Genomic DNA, 14,471 nt, shown 5'->3' with positions numbered 1-14,471 from the left:
GGGTGCGGGCCCGCACCCCGAGCGGGTGGGCCCGATGCGCGCTCGCCTCTCGCACTCGGCCGGTGCGCGCCGCTAAGCTCTGCGGCAACCGCGTGCGAAGGAGCCCACCGTGACCGAAGCCAACGATCGACCCGACTCCACCTCAGGACCCGTGCCCGCCGGCACCCCGGGGTCGGCGCCCGCCGGCGCGCCCGCCGGCGACCCGGTCGGCAAGCCAGCCGCGGCGGTCACCAGGGCCACGCTGCTCTGGATCGGGGCCGGCGTCGTGCTGCTCGCCTTCGTCGCCTCCTTCCTCGGATCCAGCATGGCCGCGGCGACAGCGGAGCCCGCCCCGGCGCCCACCGTCTATGTGACGGCGACGCCCGAGCCGAGCGCGGAGACGCCCGAGCCGAGCGAGCCGCCGCTGGACCAGGCCGCCCTCGACGCGATGATCGCCGAGTTGATGCCAACGGGCTCGATCGTGCGGGCCGGCGTCGGGGCCCCGTCGGTGGACGCCGGCTTCGACGGCGACCTCTATATCGACCTGCAGAGCGCCAACGTGTACCTGCGCCAGGACGGTGTGTGGACCTCCGTCGGCAACATCAAGCAGAACGCCGCAGAGAACCTGGCCGGCGAGCAGGGCGAACAGGGGGAGACCGGCGCGACCGGCGCCCAGGGCGAGCCGGGCAAGCCAGGCAAGCCGGGCGAGCCCGGGGTCGCCGGCACGCAGGTGTCGCTCGGCACGGGCAGCCCGGACCCGGCGGCCGCGTGCGGCGCGGACGGCGACATCTACCTCGACACCGCCAGCATGGCCTTCTACACCTGCTCCGCGGGGGCGTGGGTCGCGCAGCAGTAGCGCGGTGGGCCGCCCGGCGCGGGGGGAATGCCAGCCGCATCCGCCGTGTTATGTCAACAGTGGATCGGGACAGTCACGGCGTGGGCGCAGCCAACACGCAGCGTGCACGCAGCGGCGGGTGTTCTGATCGCAGAGAAGTGCCAACGATGTCGCGCCGCGCCGGCCGGGCCGCGCGCAGGGCGAGATCGATCCCGTAGAGCAGAGAGGGGCCGCGATGAGCACCAACTACGTGGACATTGAAGACAGCGCCGGCGTGCTGCGCCGGTACCGTCACCACGCGAACGGCCGCGGCTTCGTCTCGGCCGAGGCCACGGTGCACCGCACCGCCTACATCGCGCGGGGGAGCTACGTCGACCCCGGGGCCGAGGTGCATGCCGAGGCTCAGATCGGCCCGGACAGCTGGATCGAGCCGGGCGCGATCGTCGGAGCCGAGGCACGCCTGGGGGCGCGGGCCCACCTCGCGCCACACGCCGTCGTCGGGGTGCGGGCGCGGCTCGGCAACCGGGTCACCGTCGGCAAGGGCGCACGCATCGGCGAGGGCGCCCGCGTGGGCGACGACGAGACGATCCCGGCCGGGGCGACCATCCCGGGCACCCGACCGGTCGCACCGAGCCGAGCCCACCTGGGGCTCGCCGCCTAGGGCGACGCCCCTAGCGAATGCCGAGGTAGAACCGCGACTCGTCCGTGCGGTGCAGTGCGCGGTAGTACTCGAAGGGGATCTCGTCTGCACCCCACGCGATCGACTCGATGTGCAGGACGGGGGAGCCGCCCGGCAGTTCCAAGAGTGCGGCGTCCTCGGCAGAGGGGATGACGGCCTGGATCCACCGGTCAGCGCCGACCGGTGCGACCCCGTAGTGCCGGCGCAGGTGCTCGTAGAGTGAGCGATTCTCCAGGTTGCTCCGCAGCAGACCGCTGAACGGTTCCTTGGGGAGCGTCGTCTGCACCAGAAGTGCCGGTGTCCCGTCGACCGAGCGCAGGCGCCGGAGGCGGATGACGGGTGCTCCCTCCGAGATGCGGAGGGCGCCGGCCTCTGCGCTGTCCGCACTGCCCTCGGCGAGGGCGAGGACACGCGTGGACGAGCTGCGGCCTGCGGCCAGCAGGTCGTCTGAGGAGCCGAGGGTCGAGCCGATGAATCCGAGATCGCGGCGCGGAGGCGACACGAAGGACCCCTTGGCGCGGATCTTGTAGATCAGTCCTCGTTGCACGAGGTCGGCCAGGGCCTCGCGCACGACGGTGCGGGAAACACCGAAGCGGTCGATGAGCTCGGCCTCGGACGGCAGCGCCTGGTCCGCGCTGAGCTGCCCGTTCTCGATGGCCCCCCGGATGACGCCGGAAAGCTGCACCCAGAGTGGGTCCCTTGATGCGCGATCGAGCTGCTGATCGCGCAGAGATGCGCCGCTCATGAGTCCCCCTTCATGCGAGACGCCATCTATGACGATCCCGAGACTACCGTTCGCCGCCTGTTTGACAGCGCCGGTGTGTGTCCCTATATTCATATCACTACCAACTTGTCATTACGAGTTAGGGACTACAAGTAAGCGCGGGATTGACAGATTTTCCCGTCGATCACGAGGCACCACCGCACCCCCTGCACCACGCGCAAAGACGCGAATCCACTAATGGAGGACAACAATGTCGTTTAGATCCCTTCGGCGAGTCAGCATCGCTGCCGCGGCCATCGCCGCACTCACACTCACTGGATGCGCGGCAGGCGCCGACACCGGCTCGGCTCCGGCCGGCGACGGAGACGGCATCTCGATCGCCCTCAGCAACGGCTTCGTCAACGGATGGCGCCTCACCCTCATCAACAAGTTCGAGGAGGAGGCAGCCAAGCTCAAGGCCGACGGCGTCGTCTCCGAGTTCTCGACCGTGAACGCCCCCGGCGAGAACAGCGCCACCGAGCAGGCCTCCCAGATTCGCAGCCTCGTGCTGCAGAACCCTGACGTGCTGCTGGTCATCCCGGCGTCCTCCACCGCGCTGATCCCCGCTGTTGAAGAAGCCTGCGACGCCGGCATCACCGTTGTCGTCCTCGACGCCGACATGGACGCCCCCTGCGCCCACGTCGTGCGCAACGCCTATGACATGTGGGGCGAGGTCTCGATTCAGCCAGCGCTCGACGCGATCGGCGGCGAGGGCAACATCATCATCAACCGCGGTGTCATCGGCTCCCAGCCGGAGGAGGCGTTCCACGCCCGCCAGCTGGAGATCCTGAAGGGCTACCCCAAGGTCAACGTGGCAGCCGAGATCAACGGTTTCTGCGACAGCAGCACCGCGCAGAAGGAAATCGTCTCCGTGCTCGGCTCGCTGCCCGAGATCGCCGCAGCGCCCGGCTGCATCGGCGGCATGGGCATTGTCCAGGCGTTCGAGTCGGCCGGGCGGGAAGCCCCTGTCGTCGTGTTCGACACCGACGGCAAGTCGCTCACCTTCTGGAAGGACAAGGGCATCGACAACGGCTCCTTCGCCGCCCTCACCGACCCCGGCCAGGTCATCGCGGCCATCTACGTCGCGCTCGCAGTGCTGGACGGCCAGGACGTCCCGCGCGAGGTCGTCCTCCCGCTGCTCGAGATCTCGCAGGCCGACCTCGACTACTGGGTCGAGAAGCTGGGCTCCGACGAGTACGCCGCCAACCAGTGGGACAAGGCGAGCGTTGACGCCGCCATCGCCGCCATCGTGGCGGGCGAGGACGTCCTCGCCCCCGCCATCAAGTAACCCAGAGTGAACGGCGAGTCCGAGGAATAACCATGTCAGACACAGCACTCAGCGAATCGGCCACGGCGGTGCCCAGCACCCCGAGCACCGCGCCGACCATCGTCGCGCGGGGCGTGACGAAGAGCTACGGCAAGACCCGCGCGCTTCGGGGCGTCGATCTGCGACTGGAGCATGGTGAGATCCTCGGACTCGTCGGACACAACGGTGCGGGGAAGAGCACACTCATGCGGATGCTCGCCGGCATCGAGCAGCCAGATGACGGCGCCGTCGATGCGCGGGAGCGCCGCGCCGGCGCCGCCTGGAACGCGGACTCCGCCGCGGCATCCGGGGTACGCATGGTCTATCAGGAGCTTGCGCTCTGCGACGACCTGACCGTGGCGGAGAACGCCGCGCTCTCTGACCCGCGCCCGACAGGGCTCTGGGGCTGGCGGGGGCGCGCCGAACAGCGGATCGGCACCGCGTTGGACACGGTCTTCCCCGGGCACGGCATCTCCGTGCTGCGCCGCACCGGCGAACTGGCCATGGCGGAGCGGCAGATGGTCGAGATCGCCCGCGCGCTCTGCACCGACGCGCTCAGCATGCTCATCCTCGACGAGCCGACTGAGTCACTCGGCGTGGACGCCACCGCCCAGCTCTACGCGCACCTGCGCACCCTCACCCGCCGCGGAGTGAGCGTGCTGCTCATCTCGCACCGGATGCAGGAGGTGCTCGCCAACAGCGACCGCATCGCCGTGATGAAGGACGGCACCGTCGTGGAGACGTTTGCCGCCGCCGCCACCTCCGAGAGCGAGCTGCTCGTGGCGATGGGCGGCGAGGTCCGGGCCGCCGGTGCCGATGTGACCGCCCCGCGCGCCGCGGACCTGACCGCTGAGCGCGGCGCGATCGTCGCGACCGTGCGGGCGGCCTCCGGCATCTCCTTCGAGGCGCGCGCCGGGGAACTCATCGGGCTCGCCGGCCTCGCCGGGCAGGGCCAGGAGCAGCTGCTGAACAAGCTGTGGGGCGCGGGCGCACTGAGCCGCGGCGTCACCGTCCCGCGACGCCGGGCCTACGTGCCTGGAGACCGCCAGACGTCGGGAATCCTGCCGCTGTGGAGCGTTGCGGAGAACCTCACCATCTCGGCCATGCGCGGCATCAGCCGCCTCGGCATCATCAACGGCCGGGCCAAGCGGGAGCTCGCCGCCGAGTGGATTGGCGCCCTCAAGGTGCGCGGGGACGCGGCCACGCCCATCACCGCGCTCAGCGGCGGCAACCAGCAGAAGGTCCTCGTCGCGCGCGCATTCGCCGCCGACGCCCAGATGGTGCTGCTCGACGACCCCTTCCGCGGCGTCGACGTTGCCACCAAGAACGAGCTCTACGCCCTGATGAAAGCCGAGGCCGCCGCCGGGCGATGCATCGTCTGGTACTCGACGGAGAACAGCGAGATGGCGCACTGCGACCGGGTCTACGTCTTCCGCGCGAACCGGCTGGTCTCGGAGCTCAGCGGCGAATCCAACACGGAGGAGCGGATCATCGCCGACTCCTTTGACGAGAACACCGGAGACCAGCGATGACGACGACAATCCAGGCCAGCGCCCGGCCGGGCCTCGCGGGCCGTGCCCGCGTGAGCGCCGTCCACGGCTTCCCCGCGCTTCTCTCACTGGTCGCCCTCGTGGTGATCTTCGGGATCTCCGTGGTCAACCAGCCCGGCATCCTGAGCGTCTCGGGCCTGACCCTCATGCTCATGTCCGCGGTGCCGCTCGTCTTCGCCGCCCAGGCCCAGATGCTCATCATGTCCGTCGGCGACATCGACCTGGGCATCGGTGCGCTGATCGGGCTCGTCACGGTGATCGCGGCGACCCTCCTAGCCGAGAGCCCACTCCTCGGCTGGGGGCTGCTCGTTGCAATCGTCGGCGTGTACGCGCTGCTCGGGCTGATCGTGCAGAAGCGCGGGGTGCCCTCCATCATCATCACGCTCGGCATGTCCTTCGTCTGGATCGGGCTCGGCCTGCAGATCCTGCCAACCCCCGGAGGAGCGACCCCCGACTGGCTGACCGCCATCGGCCGCTGGCGCCCCGACAGTGTTCCTGCACCCCTCGTCTTCATCGTGGTCGCCACCCTGATCGGCTGGTATCTCGCCAGGCAGAGCCGCATCGGGTCCAGGATGCGGGCGCTCGGCAGCAGCGCCCCGACCCTGCAGAAGGCCGGCTGGTCGCTCGCCGGAACCAGGGTTACGGCCTACGTGCTCGCAGCCGTCCTGATCGTCGTCTCCGGCCTCCTGCTGGCGTCGCAGACCCGCTCTGGCGATATCAACTCCGCCAGCAACTTCACGCTGATGACGATCGCCGCGGTGATCCTCGGCGGCGGCACCTTCTCGGGAGGGCGCGCCCTCCCCATCGGCGCCACCCTCGGCGCGGTCACCCTCGGCCTGATCACGGTCCTCCTCAGCCTCATGAGCTTGTCCTCCAGCCTGCAATCCGCGGCGCAGGGAATCATCGTCCTCGCCGTTCTCGCCGGCCGCATCATCACAGAGAGGTTCACCCGATGAGCGCCACGCTTTCCACCGCCCCGCTGACGAGTCCAGACGCTTCGCCCCGACGCCGGCGGCTCAGCTGGCCGGCCTGGGGCTGGTCGCTCATCGGAGTGCTGGCCGTCTGGGCGCTGATCGTGGTCGTGCGCCCCGGCGCGCCATTCGACCCGCTCGCCCAAGCGCTCACGCTCGCGCCTTTCCTGGTGCTCGTCGCACTCGGCCAGATGCTCGTCATCACGCTGGGCCCCGGCAATATCGATGTCTCCGTCGGCACGATCATCTCGATGGCCTCCTACGTGTCCGTCGCGGTGGGCGCAGCTGCGGGCCCCACTGCCGGTGTCCTCGCCGCCGTCGGAGCCGGCATCGCGGCCGCCGTCTGCAGCGTGATCGCGATCCTGCTCCTGCGGGTGCCGCCGATCATCGCGACCCTGGCGACGAGCCTCATCGTCTCCTCGGCCACCCTGCTCCTTGCCGACGCGAGCAGGCACTCGGCGGATGCCGGCCTGCGGGCGTTCGTGAACGCCAAGATCCTCGGCGTCCCGCTGATCGCGCTGCTCGTCCTGGCCGTGACGATCGTGGTCGCGCTGATGCTCCGGCACACCCGCTTCGGGCTCTCGATCATCGCGGTGGGCCAGAGCGCCCGCGCGGCCGAGCGGGCCGGCATCAAGGTGTGGGCGATCACCGCGCTCGCCTACCTGCTCTGCGGAGCGTTCGCCGGCCTCGCCGGCGGCCTGCTCGCCGCGTTCATCTCGCCGAGCACGGTGCTCGGCACCTCCTACATGCTCGACTCGATCGCCGTCGTGGTGATCGGCGGCACCCTCATCTCCGGCGGTCGGGCGGTGGCGGCCGGTGCCTGGACCGGTGCCCTCTTCTTCGTGCTGCTCTCCGGCCTGCTCAACCTCGTCGGCTGGAGCATCGGCGCCCAGAACATCCTCAAGGGCGTCCTCGTCGTCGCCGTCGTGGTTGTCTCGGCCGCCGCCACGGGAACCGGACGATCCTCTCTTGCGCGACTGCGCGACACCCTCCAGATCAGAAACAAGAACAAGGAGACCACACATGGCTGACCTCGACGACCTCCGCGAAGGCACCGACTTCGGCGGCGCGACCGCCGGCGCCACTGGCGCCTTCCACCTCAAGGGCTTGGGCGGGCAGGACTGGGGCATGCGCGCCCGTCTGTCGCGCATCTTCGACCCGGCCGACGGCAAGACCGTCATGCTTGCCTTCGACCACGGCTATTTCCAGGGCCCCACCTCCGGTCTGGAGCGCCTCGACCGCTCGATCGTCCCCCTGATCCCGCAGGCCGACGCGTTGATGCTCACCCGGGGCGCGCTGCGCACGACGATCCCCGCCGAGAGCGGAAAGGGCATCGTCCTGCGGGCCAGCGGCGGCCCCAGCGTGCTGACCGACCTCTCCAACGAGGAGCTCGCCGTCAGCATCGACGACGCCGTGCGCGTGGATGCCGCAGCGTTGGCCGTGCAGGTCTTCGTCGGCAGCGAGAACGAGACCAAGTCGATCAAGAACCTCACCACCCTGGTCGACCAGGGCCAGGCCACCGGCATCCCGGTGCTCGCCGTCACGGCCGTCGGCCGGGACATGGTCCGCGACGCCCGCTACTTCCGGCTCGCGACCCGCATGTCGGCCGAGCTCGGCGCCGCCTTCGTGAAGACCTACTACGTGGAGGAGGGCTTCGAGACGATCACCTCCGCCTGCCCGGTGCCGATCATCATCGCCGGTGGAAAGAAGGTCGAGGAGAAGGAGGCCCTCACGGTGGCCTACCGCGCCATGCAGGAGGGCGCCGCGGGCGTCGACATGGGGCGCAACGTCTTCCAGTCGGAGCACCCCTCGGCGATGCTCGCCGCCGTCCGCGCCGTCGTGCACGAGAACCTCAGCCCCGACGAGGCCTTCGCGCTGTACGAGGAACTCTCCCACTGATCGGAGGGCGCGGGAGGGCAACCATCCCGCGCCCCTGTTGTTTCTAAGGACCACCATGCCCGCTCTGTCGAGCTATGCACGCAATGTAGCCCCCGTCGACGTCGCCGTGATCGGCGCAGGAATCAACGGCCTCGCGGTCGCCCGTGAGGCGGCGCGACGCGGCCTCAGCGTCGTCCTCATCGACCAGGACGACATCGGGGCGCGCACCTCCGCCATCTCGACCCGTCTCATCCACGGCGGGCTGAAGTACCTCGAACGCCTCGAACTGCACCTCGTGTACGAGTCGATTCGCGAGCGCAACATCCTGCTCAAGCGTGCCCCCCACCTGGTGCACCACTACCCCATGCTGGTGCCGTTCGTGAAGGGGCAGAGCCGGCCGGGCTGGCTGGTCGCCTGCGGGCTCATGCTCCACGACGTGCTCGCCATCGGCAAGCCGCTGCCGTTCAATCGGATCGTCTTCGGCGCCCGGATGCGCCGCGACTGGCCGGAACTGGCCGAGGGCGGCGTCAAGTGGGGCGGGCTCTTTCATGACGCGCACGTCCCGCTCACCGAGCGCCTGAGCCTCGAGCTCGCCGTCGACGCGCACGAGCACGGCGCCACGCTGCTGACGCACTCCAAGGTCGAGTCGCTCGTGCGCAGCGGCGGCCGCATCAGCGGCATCCAGTACCGCGACCGGCTCGACGGCGGCCTCAAGCAGATCGACGCCAAGCTCGTCGTCAACGCCGCGGGCCCGTGGGTCGACGAGGTGCTCGCGCTGGCCGGCGGCCACGATCGGAAGATGGGCCCGACCAAGGGCAGCCACCTCGTCGTCGACCCCTTCGACGGCGCGCCGGACAGCTGCATCTTCTTCGAGTCCCCGGATGACGCACGACCGATGTTCGTGCTGCCGTGGAACGGCAGGTACATGATCGGGACGACCGACATCCCCTACAACGACTCCATCGACTCGATCGTCATCGACGGTGACGAGAGCGCCTACCTGCTCAACGCCGTCAACCGGCTGATCCCGCGGGCCAGGCTGAGCACGGAGGACGTGCTGTGGTCGTACTCCGGGGTACGCCCCCTGCCGTATGTGGGCGAGCTGGACGACCCGTCCAAGGTCAGCCGCGACCACGAGATCCTCGTGCACAGCGGCTCGAGCGCCGGCCTCATCACGCTCATCGGCGGCAAGCTGACGACCCACCGAGCCCTCGGAGAACTGGTTGCGAAGAAGATCGAGCGCGCCCTCGGACGCAAACCCGGCGCCTCCCCGACGCGCAACGCGGCGCTCCCCGGAGCGCCGACGGGTGAGTGGGCCGAGTACCGCGAGGGCTTCATCGGGCGCACCTCGCTGCCCGCCGCGGCCGCGGCCCGCCTCGTCGACACCTACGGGGTCGCTGCGGAGTCCGTCGCCCGGCTGATCGACGAGTCGCCGGAGCTGGCCCGGGTCGTTGACCCGGACAGCGGCGCCCTGGCCGCCGAGGCCGTGCACGCCGTCGTCAACGAGGGGGCGTTCACGCTGGAGGATGTCGTGCTGCGCCGCATGGTCGTCGCCCTGAACGGGGACGTCGGCCTCGCCGCCGCCCCCGCCATCGCCGCCGTGCTGGTGGAGCACGCCGGCTGGACCCGCGAGCGCGCCGACAGCGAGCTCGACCGCTATCGTCAGTCGATGCGCCGTTTCATGCCGCGGGTCGTCCGCGCTGAGAACGCGGCCGGCAACTAGCAAGGAAGCAACAGTGTCAGTCAAGCAGTGCTACATCGGGATCGACGTCGGTCTCACCTCGGCCAAGGCCGCCGCGTTCGACGCGGACGGCCAGGAACTCCGCAGCTACTCGGCCCCCAACCCGCGGGTCGCCGTCTCCGCCGACCGCCAAGAGATCGACATGGCCGCCCTGTGGGAGGTCGTGGCCGATGTGCTCGGGCTGCTCACCGGGTGGCTGGACGCGAACGGCTGGACGGTGCAGGCGCTGGGCGCCACCGGTCACGGCAACGGGCTCTATCTGGTCGATGAGGCTCTCGCACCCGTTCGCAGCGCCTTCGCCTCGACCGACACCCGGAGCGAGAATCTCGTGGCCGGCCTCGACGCGGCCGAGGTGGAGCGGATCCGCACCGTCACCGGCTCGGTGCCGTGGGCCGGGCAGCCCGGTGTGCTGCTGCGCTGGATGCACGACAACGAGCCGGAGACGCTCGCCAGGGCACGCTGGGCGCTCACCTGCAAAGACTGGATCACCGCGTGCCTCACGGGGCAGGCGAACGCCGACTACTCCGACGCCTCGGGTTGCGGGCTGGTCGACCTGGCTTCGCGCGACTACGAACCAGAGGTGTTCGACATGCTCGGGGTGCCGCGCGAGCTCATGCGCCTGCAGCCTCCGCTCTCCAACTCCGACGCTGTGATCGGCGAGGTGACGGCCGTGGCGGCTGCGCGCACCGGGCTCCGGGCCGGTGTTCCGGTCGTCGCGGGATGCATGGACTGCGTCGCAAGCCCCATCGGCGCCGGTTCGACCGAACGCGGTGACGTCACGGTGATCGTCGGAACCTGGGCGATCAACTCTGTTGTGGTGCCCGTTCGCGATGCGCCGCCGCGCGTCACGCTCAACGCGCTGCTGCCGGACCCGGAGTTGATGCTGGCGCAGGAGGTCGCCCCGACCTCCGCCGCCAGCATCGAGTGGTACTCCTCGCTCATGTCGACGCTGTCCGCCGACGCCGTCTCGCCGCAACAGCTCCTCGCGGCGGCAGCCTCCGTGCCAGCGGGGGCCGACGGCCTGCTGTTCCTGCCGTTCGTGCACGGGGCTCCCGAGCACCTGGGCGCCACCGGCACCCTGATCGGCGCCAAGGGCAGCCACGGCCACCGCGAGATCGCCCGGGCCGTCGCGGAGGGCATCACGCAGTACCACCGCGTGCAGCTCGAGAAGCTGCGCTCGAGCGGCGCACACGTCTCCGCTGAGCCCTGGACCCTCGCCGGCGGCGGGGCCAAGAACCCGCTGTGGGCACAGATCTTCGCCGATGTCATCGGCCACCCGGTGCGCCGGCAGCTCGGTACAGAGCTGGGCGCTCGCGGCGCCGCCTCGCTGGCCGCGAACGGCATCGGCCGGGACACGAGCACCTGGCGGGTCAGCCCTGACCCCGCCCTCGTGGTGTCGCCAGGGGCGGACCGCGAGAGCTATCAACGACAGGGCGAGCGCTTCGACCGGGTGCTCGCCGCCATGAAACAGGTATGGACGGAGGCCGCGCGATGACGGCTGTGAACGACGCACTCGCGAGTGCACTCGATGAGATCGTGCGCGTGTCGAGGCTGCTCGGCAGCGACCCCGCGCTCGTGCTGCACGGCGGCGGGAACACCTCGATCAAGGCGCGCAGTGAGGACGTGACCGGTGCGCAGCTCGAGCTCGTCCTCGTCAAGGGCAGCGGCTGGGATCTCGGCACCATCGAGGCGCCGGGCTTCGCACCGCTCCGGCGCCGGCGCCTGCTCGAGCTGCTGCAGCTCGAGGCACTGAGCGACTCCGCAATGGTCAACGAGTTGCGGCAGGCATCGCTCTCCGCCACCGCCCCGACGGCGTCGATCGAGGCGCTGCTGCACGCCCACCTGCCCGCCCGCGTGGTGCTGCACTCGCACGCCGACGCGATCGTCGCGCTCACCGACCAGCCGGATGGCCTGCGCCGGGCCGCAGAGGTCCTCGGCGAGCGGGTCGTCGTGCTGCCCTACGTCATGCCGGGCTTCGACCTCGCCCGCATGGTCGCCTCGACGGAACTGGGCGACGCCGACGCGATCGTGCTGGCCAACCACGGCCTGTTCACCTTCGCAGACGACGCGGATGCCGCGCTCAACCGTCACCGCGCGCTTGTGGCCGCCGCATCCGCGGCGCTCGGCGTCGAGAGCTGGGGTGCGGAGGGCGCGCGCGTCGAGCGTGCCGGGGCACCGGCCCAGCTCGCCGCACTCCGGCGCGACATCGCACGCGCGGCCGGGCGCCCGCTGCTGGTGCGCCAGTCGGCCTCCGAGCGCGCACTGCGATTCGCGGGGCGGGACGACCTGGCCGGTGTCACCGCGCGCGGCACGGCGACGCCGGAGCACGTGATCCGCACCAAGCGGGTGCCCCTGCTCGGCACCGACGTCGCGGCCTACGCCGACGACTACCTGCGCTACGTCGCCGAGAACCGGGGCGACGGCGAGTACACGGTGCTCGACCCGGCCCCGCGCGTCGTGCTCGACCCCGAGCTCGGCCTGCTCACGGTCGGCGCGACGCCCGCCGCCGCCGACGCGGTGCATGACATCTACCTGCACACCATGGATATCATCGACGCCGCGGACCGGGACGGCGGCTACGCCTCGCTGGACGAGGCGCAGAGCTTCGAGATCGAGTACTGGGAGCTGGAGCAGGCCCGCATCCGCTCGGCCGGAGGCGGGCGTGACTTGGAGGGCGAGGTGGCGCTCGTCACCGGTGCGGCCTCGGGGATCGGGCGCGCCTGCGCCGCCGCCCTGCTCGCCCGCGGCGCGAGCGTCGTCGGCCTCGACCTCAACGAGGCCGTGCTCTCCAGCTTCCCCGGGCGCGCCTGGCGAGGCGTCGTCGGGGACGTGAGCGACGGTGCGGTGCTCGACTCGGCGATCGATCTGGCCGCCCGCGAGTTCGGCGGCGTCGACATGCTCGTCATCGCGGCCGGGATCTTCCCGGAGAGCGCGCCGCTCTCCGCCCTCGACGACGCGCTCTGGGACCGCTCGCTCCGGGTGAATGCGACCGCGGTCGCCCGGGTGCTGCGCGCCGCCCACCCGCTGCTCGCGCTCTCGCCGCGTGGCGGGCGCGCCGTGTTGGTGTCGACCAAGAACGTGGCTGCCCCCGGCCCCGGTGCTGCGGCGTACTCCGCGAGCAAGACGGCCGCGGCGCAGCTCGCCCGGGTCGCGGCGCTGGAGTGGGCGGCGGACCGGATCCGCGTCAACCATGTCGAGCCCGATGCGGTCTTCGACACGGCGATCTGGACCCCGGAGCTGCTCGCGGAGCGTGCATCCCGGTACGGCCTGAGCGTTGAGGAGTACCGCACCCGCAACCTGCTGGGCGTCGAGGTGACGAGCGCCACGGTGGCGGACGCCGTCGTCGCGCTCTGTGCCGGGTTCCCGGCCACCACGGGAGCCCACATCACCGTCGACGGCGGGAACGACCGCGTCGTCTAGCCGCCCAGGCCCCACCCCGCCATCCGCCCCCTCACATCAAGGAACACCACCCGTGCCAGAGAGCTTCTTCCAGGTCATCGCCCGCTACCAGCCGAGAGAGGGGCAGCTGGAGACCGTGCTCGGGCTTCTGGCCGAACTGACCGCTGCCACGCGCCGCGAGCCGGCGTGCCTGAGCTTCGAGTACTTCCGCAACGTTGAGAACCCCGAGGAGATCGTCATCGTGGAGTGCTTCGTCGACGCGGCCGGCTTCGCGGCGCACCGCGAGGCGGAGCACTTCACCCGCATCGGGGTCGAGCAGATCGTGCCGCTGCTGCAGGCGCGCTCCTCGAGCAAGGTCGTGGCGACGCCTGTGTAGCCGGTCGGACGCGCGGCCTATCCCGCCTGCTGGCTGATCGTGCTCCACCCCTGTTCGCTGACGGCCACCTGCAGCGAGGCGTGAATCTGCTCCTTCATCGCCTCGACGTGGCTGATCAGCCCGATGGTGCGGCCTCCCGTGCGCAGCCCGTCGAGTGTCGTCATCGCGATCTCGAGCGTCTCGGCGTCCAACGACCCGAATCCCTCGTCGATGAAGAGGGTGTCGAGAGTGATGCCGCCGGCCCGTCCGGTGACGACCTCGGCCAGGCCGAGCGCCAGGGCGAGGGACGCCAGGAACGTCTCGCCGCCAGAGAGCGAGTGCGTCGGCCGCTGCGCCCCGGTGTGGCTGTCGAGGATCGCCAGACCGAGGCCGGACTGCGTGGAGCGGTAGCCGACGGCGTCGTCGTGCTCGAGCAGGTAGCGGCCGCCGCTCATCTGGTGCAGTCTGGCGTTCGCCGCGGCCACGATCTCCTCGAGCTCCGCGGCGAGCACGAAGCTCTCCAAGCGCATCCTCCGGTCGTTCGGGGCGTCACCCTTCACCGTCGCGGCCAGGCGGGCCACGACCTCGTGACGGCCGATCAGCTCCGCGGATGCCGCCAACGCCGTCGCGACGGTGTCGACGAGCTCGCTCAGGCTGGCCGCGTGCGCGGTGAGCGTCGCCCGCCGGGCGAGGGCCTCGTCGCGGGCCGCGCGGGCGAGCTGCACGGCCGCCTCCGACTCCTCGAGCTCGACCTCTTCGCTCGGCAGCCCGGCGAGTTCGGGCTCGGAGAGCGTCGCCGTTGCCGCCGCGACCGCGTCATCGTGCGCCCGGAGGCCCGCCTCCATCGCCGTGCGCCGCTCGGCGTCGAGGTGCGCGGCCACGACGGCCGCGGCACTCTCGAAGCCCTGCTCGTCCAGCCGCTCGCGCTGTTCGGTGTCGGCGGCGGTGGCAGCAGAATCGGCCGCCGAGACGGCGTTCTGGGCTGCGGCGAGGGCACGCGCCGCCGCCAAGGTGA

At 70.9% G+C, this 14,471-nt stretch carries 13 protein-coding genes; 11 read left to right on the top strand and 2 right to left on the bottom strand.

The window, feature by feature from the left end:
• The first annotated feature begins 109 nt into the window (after positions 1–109).
• Together GY24_RS07845 and GY24_RS07840 are read left to right on the top strand one after the other, a co-directional pair.
• Entirely contained in the window at positions 110–835 is a 726-nt protein-coding gene (locus GY24_RS07845) for a collagen-like protein (RefSeq protein ID WP_133161145.1), read from the top strand.
• A 214-nt stretch (positions 836–1,049) separates the two neighbouring features.
• Positions 1,050–1,475: an LbetaH domain-containing protein gene (locus GY24_RS07840; protein WP_083362870.1), complete on the top strand. Its 426-nt coding sequence runs from the start codon at positions 1,050–1,052 to the stop codon at positions 1,473–1,475.
• A gap of 10 nt (positions 1,476–1,485) precedes the next feature.
• On the opposite strand, the gene GY24_RS07835 is transcribed toward GY24_RS07840, so the two are convergent.
• On the bottom strand, positions 1,486–2,238 hold the full coding sequence (locus GY24_RS07835) for a GntR family transcriptional regulator (protein ID WP_104475133.1): 753 nt from the start codon (positions 2,236–2,238) through the stop codon (positions 1,486–1,488).
• 229 nt (positions 2,239–2,467) lie between these two features.
• Between GY24_RS07835 and GY24_RS07830 the strand changes: the two genes are divergently transcribed.
• Genes GY24_RS07830 through GY24_RS07790 form a run of 9 tightly spaced genes read left to right on the top strand, consistent with a single transcriptional unit; the run spans position 2,468 to position 13,477 of the window.
• Positions 2,468–3,544: a substrate-binding domain-containing protein gene (locus GY24_RS07830; protein ID WP_104475132.1), complete on the top strand. Its 1,077-nt coding sequence runs from the start codon at positions 2,468–2,470 to the stop codon at positions 3,542–3,544.
• Between the two features lie 32 nt (positions 3,545–3,576).
• Positions 3,577–5,094 carry a sugar ABC transporter ATP-binding protein gene (locus GY24_RS07825; protein ID WP_104475131.1) on the top strand — a complete coding sequence of 506 codons (1,518 nt, stop codon included), beginning with the start codon at positions 3,577–3,579 and terminating at the stop codon, positions 5,092–5,094.
• Positions 5,091–6,068 (top strand): ABC transporter permease, encoded by a 978-nt coding sequence (locus GY24_RS07820; protein ID WP_104475130.1) that lies wholly within the window; start codon positions 5,091–5,093, stop codon positions 6,066–6,068. Before GY24_RS07825 ends, GY24_RS07820 begins: the two co-directional genes overlap by 4 nt.
• Complete coding sequence (locus tag GY24_RS07815) at positions 6,065–7,114, top strand: ABC transporter permease (RefSeq protein WP_104475129.1); 1,050 nt, start codon at positions 6,065–6,067, stop codon at positions 7,112–7,114. The genes GY24_RS07820 and GY24_RS07815 overlap by 4 nt, the downstream gene beginning before the upstream one ends.
• A complete protein-coding gene (gene lsrF / locus GY24_RS07810) occupies positions 7,107–7,982 on the top strand; it encodes a 3-hydroxy-5-phosphonooxypentane-2,4-dione thiolase (protein ID WP_104475128.1) in 876 nt (291 codons plus the stop codon). The genes GY24_RS07815 and lsrF overlap by 8 nt, the downstream gene beginning before the upstream one ends.
• Before the next feature lie 55 nt (positions 7,983–8,037).
• Complete coding sequence (locus GY24_RS07805) at positions 8,038–9,684, top strand: glycerol-3-phosphate dehydrogenase/oxidase (RefSeq protein ID WP_104475127.1); 1,647 nt, start codon at positions 8,038–8,040, stop codon at positions 9,682–9,684.
• A 13-nt stretch (positions 9,685–9,697) separates the two neighbouring features.
• A complete protein-coding gene (locus GY24_RS07800; RefSeq protein WP_104475126.1) occupies positions 9,698–11,197 on the top strand; it encodes an FGGY-family carbohydrate kinase in 1,500 nt (499 codons plus the stop codon).
• Positions 11,194–13,122, top strand: a complete 1,929-nt coding sequence (locus tag GY24_RS07795; RefSeq protein ID WP_104475162.1) for an SDR family NAD(P)-dependent oxidoreductase — start codon at positions 11,194–11,196, stop codon at positions 13,120–13,122. The genes GY24_RS07800 and GY24_RS07795 overlap by 4 nt, the downstream gene beginning before the upstream one ends.
• Positions 13,123–13,174: 52 nt before the next feature.
• Positions 13,175–13,477 carry a putative quinol monooxygenase gene (locus GY24_RS07790; RefSeq protein WP_104475125.1) on the top strand — a complete coding sequence of 101 codons (303 nt, stop codon included), beginning with the start codon at positions 13,175–13,177 and terminating at the stop codon, positions 13,475–13,477.
• A gap of 17 nt (positions 13,478–13,494) precedes the next feature.
• On the opposite strand, the gene GY24_RS07785 is transcribed toward GY24_RS07790, so the two are convergent.
• Positions 13,495–14,471 (bottom strand): SbcC/MukB-like Walker B domain-containing protein (locus GY24_RS07785; protein ID WP_267892607.1); only part of this gene is annotated, 977 nt, incomplete at its 5' end.

Origin of the sequence: Microterricola pindariensis (assembly GCF_002936985.1) — a bacterium.
In the GTDB taxonomy this organism is placed as follows: Bacteria; Actinomycetota; Actinomycetes; order Actinomycetales; family Microbacteriaceae; genus Microterricola; species Microterricola pindariensis.
The sequence above is the reverse complement of the archived record's forward strand: the minus strand, read 5'-3'. Positions and strand labels throughout refer to the sequence as shown.

What these genes read in the sequence shown, in the direction of transcription:
- GY24_RS07835 (WP_104475133.1), bottom strand. Translation starts at nt 2,238, where the DNA reads ATGAGCGGCGCATCTCTGCGCGATCAGCAGCTCGATCGCGCATCAAGG.
- lsrF (WP_104475128.1), top strand. Translation starts at nt 7,107, where the DNA reads ATGGCTGACCTCGACGACCTCCGCGAAGGCACCGACTTCGGCGGCGCG.
- GY24_RS07795 (WP_104475162.1), top strand. Translation starts at nt 11,194, where the DNA reads ATGACGGCTGTGAACGACGCACTCGCGAGTGCACTCGATGAGATCGTG.
- GY24_RS07830 (WP_104475132.1), top strand. Translation starts at nt 2,468, where the DNA reads ATGTCGTTTAGATCCCTTCGGCGAGTCAGCATCGCTGCCGCGGCCATC.
- GY24_RS07825 (WP_104475131.1), top strand. Translation starts at nt 3,577, where the DNA reads ATGTCAGACACAGCACTCAGCGAATCGGCCACGGCGGTGCCCAGCACC.
- GY24_RS07815 (WP_104475129.1), top strand. Translation starts at nt 6,065, where the DNA reads ATGAGCGCCACGCTTTCCACCGCCCCGCTGACGAGTCCAGACGCTTCG.
- GY24_RS07820 (WP_104475130.1), top strand. Translation starts at nt 5,091, where the DNA reads ATGACGACGACAATCCAGGCCAGCGCCCGGCCGGGCCTCGCGGGCCGT.
- GY24_RS07840 (WP_083362870.1), top strand. Translation starts at nt 1,050, where the DNA reads ATGAGCACCAACTACGTGGACATTGAAGACAGCGCCGGCGTGCTGCGC.
- GY24_RS07805 (WP_104475127.1), top strand. Translation starts at nt 8,038, where the DNA reads ATGCCCGCTCTGTCGAGCTATGCACGCAATGTAGCCCCCGTCGACGTC.